This window comes from Candidatus Methylomirabilota bacterium (assembly GCA_036001065.1).
Classification (GTDB): Bacteria; Methylomirabilota; Methylomirabilia; order Rokubacteriales; family CSP1-6; genus MNEF01.
In genome coordinates, this window is the sequence record DASYUQ010000124.1 from 1 (window position 1) to 2714 (window position 2714).

Annotated in this window: 3 protein-coding genes; all 3 read left to right on the forward strand. The window is 70.2% G+C overall.

The window, feature by feature from the left end:
* The coding region (locus VGV13_12010; protein ID HEV8641815.1) for an FCSD flavin-binding domain-containing protein at window positions 1-1072 on the forward strand (1072 nt) is incomplete at its 5' end.
* Window positions 1073-1090: 18 nt separating this feature from the next.
* Entirely contained in the window at window positions 1091-1675 is a 585-nt protein-coding gene (locus VGV13_12015; GenBank protein ID HEV8641816.1) for a c-type cytochrome, read from the forward strand.
* Window positions 1676-1844: 169 nt separating this feature from the next.
* Window positions 1845-2633 (forward strand): sulfite exporter TauE/SafE family protein, encoded by a 789-nt coding sequence (locus tag VGV13_12020; protein ID HEV8641817.1) that lies wholly within the window; start codon window positions 1845-1847, stop codon window positions 2631-2633.
* Window positions 2634-2714: the final 81 nt, after the last annotated feature.

Sequence of the window (2714 nt, forward strand, 5' to 3'; positions counted from 1 at the left end):
GATCGAGGTGATCCTACTGGAGCCGAACCGCACGTTCGTCTCCTGCCCGTTCAGCAACCTCGTGCTGAGCGGGGTGCGGACGATCGACAGCCTCACGTTCGACTACCGCGGGCTGCGGCGTCACGGCGTAAGCGTGCGCCATGAGGCGGCGACGGCGATCGAGCCGGACACCCGGCGCGTTCGGGTCGGCGAAGGCTATCTGCAGTACGACCGGCTCATCGTCTCGCCGGGAGTGGAGTTCCAGTGGGAGCAGGTCGAGGGGCTGGCGGAGAATCAGGACAAGGTCCTGCACGCCTGGAAGGCGGGGCCGCAGACGGTCCAACTGGCCGCCCAGCTACAGTCGATGCCCGACGGCGGGGTCTTCGTCCTGACGATCCCGCCCGCCGCCTACCGCTGCCCGCCCGGCCCCTACGAGCGCACCTGCCAGGTGGCCTGGTATCTCAAGAACAACAAGCCGAAGTCGAAGGTCATCGTGCTCGACGCCAACCAGAACATCATCTCCAAGACCGGGCTCTTCCGGGCGGCCTGGCGTGACTACCCGAACATCGACTATCGGGCGTCCAACAAGGTCGTCAAGGTGGATCCGAGCGCGCGCGAGGTCACCACGGACTTCGGCGACAAGGTGAAATACGACGTCGTCAATCTCATCCCCCCCCAGCGGGCGGGGACCATCGCGGTGCAGGCGGATCTGGTGGGCGCCGACAAGCGCTGGTGCGAGGTCAATCACGTGACCTACGAGTCCGTCAAGCACCGGGACATCCACGTGATCGGCGACTCGACGATCGGGCTGCCCGTGCCCAAGTCCGGGAACATCGCCAACGCCATGGGCAAGATCTGCGCGGTCGCGGTCGCGCACCTGCTTGCCGGCAAGCAGCCGCCGGCCCTGCCCCCCGGCAACACCTGCTACAGCTGGGTCAACGACCGGGAGGCGATCGCCGTCGTCAACGCCTACAAGATCGACGGCGGCAAGGTCGTCCAGATCGAGCAGAAGCTCACCCCGGGCCAGTCCGTCGCCGTCGCCCAGAACTCGGTGGGCTGGGCGGCCAGCATCTGGAACGACATCCTCGGCTGAGAGCGAAAGGAGACGACGATGCGGATCGCGCTCACCCTGGTGTTCATCCTCGCCGTCGCCGGCGCCGCCGGGGCCGGGCCGCTCGACGCGCCCGGCGCCGCCAAGGCGCTGAACTGCGCCGCCTGCCATGGGGCCGGCGGCCAGAGTCCGTCCGACACCATGCCGATCCTGGCCGGGCTGTGGCCGGAGTACTTCAAGAAGGCGATCCAGGATTACGCCGCCGGCCGGCGGCCCTCACCGGAGATGGAGCCCTACGCCAAGCAGGTGCTGGAACTGGGCCTGGACGACGTCGCCGCGTACTTCGCGAGCCAGCAGCGCGCGGCCACGAAGGTCAAGGTGAATGCGGCGGCGGTGGAGCGGGGGCGCGCGGCGGCCCAGCAGTGCGCCGTCTGCCACGGCCCCGAGGGCAAGGGCGATCGGGCCAAGCTCATCCCCGACATCACGGGCCAGCCGCCCGGCTATCTCAGAACCCAGATGCTGCTCTTCAAGGAGGACCGGCGCAGCCCCGGCGACGAGCGCCTCAAGGCGTTGAAGGCGCTCATGAAGACGATCCCCGACGAGACGTTCGCCGACCTCGCCGCGTACTTCAGCAGCCAGCGGTAGGTGCGTGTCGGAGAAACCTGTGTCCTGGCCACGCGATCGGGGATTGCCGCTGCCGGCGGGGCCGACGCGGCGCGCGGCAGGGCTCGCGGGACCACGCGGCACGCGTCCGTCGGCCCCGGCGCCGCGTGCTGGCAGGCCCTTAATATGACTTCGAGGACGGGACCCTAGCGTGACGCTGGTCTTCGCCGTCACGCTGGTGGGGCTCGGCGTGCTGGGCGCCTTCATCGCCGGCCTGCTCGGTGTGGGCGGTGCCCTGGTGATGATCCCGCTCCTGCTGTACGTGCCGCCGCTGCTCGGCGTCGGCGCCCTCGACGTCAAGGCGGTCGCCGCGGTGACGATGGCCCAGGTCTTCGTCGCCGCGCTCTCGGGAGTGATCGCGCACCGCCGCCACAAGTTCGTCAACGCGGACCTGGCCCTGGTGGGTGGGGTCACGATGGCCGCCGGCTCGTTCGTCGGCGCGCTGGTCTCCAAGCACGTGAACGACCGCTGGTTGCTGATCGTGTTCGCGCTCATGGTGACGGCCGCCGCGCTCCTGATGCTCACGCCCGTCGAGCTGCTGGGGCCGCCGCCGAGCCCGGTCGAGCCCACGCGGTTCAGCCGGCCGCGGACCATCGCCGTGGCCGGCGCGGTGGGCCTGGCGGCGGGCTTCGTAGGGGCGGGTGGCGCGTTCCTGCTGGTGCCGCTGCTCCTCATCGTCGTCGGCGTCCCGATCCGCGTGACCATCGGCAGTTCGCTCGCCATCACGGCTCTGGCCGCGACCGCGGGCTTCGCCGGCAAGCTCGTGACCGGTCAGATCCCGCCGGAGCCAGCCATCGCCGTCGCGCTGGGCGCGCTGCCCGGCGCCCAGATCGGGGCGGCGGTCAGCCGGCACGTGAAGGGCTCCCACCTCAAGCTGACGCTCTTGGTGATCATCGTCCTGACCGGGGTCCGCGTGTGGTGGGACGTGCTGTTCCAGTAATGCCTTGACGCCCCGCCGCGCCGTCAGGCGCCCGTTGAGCGCCGTCGTCCTGGCGCCGGCGGCCCTCCCCGTTTGGCCTAG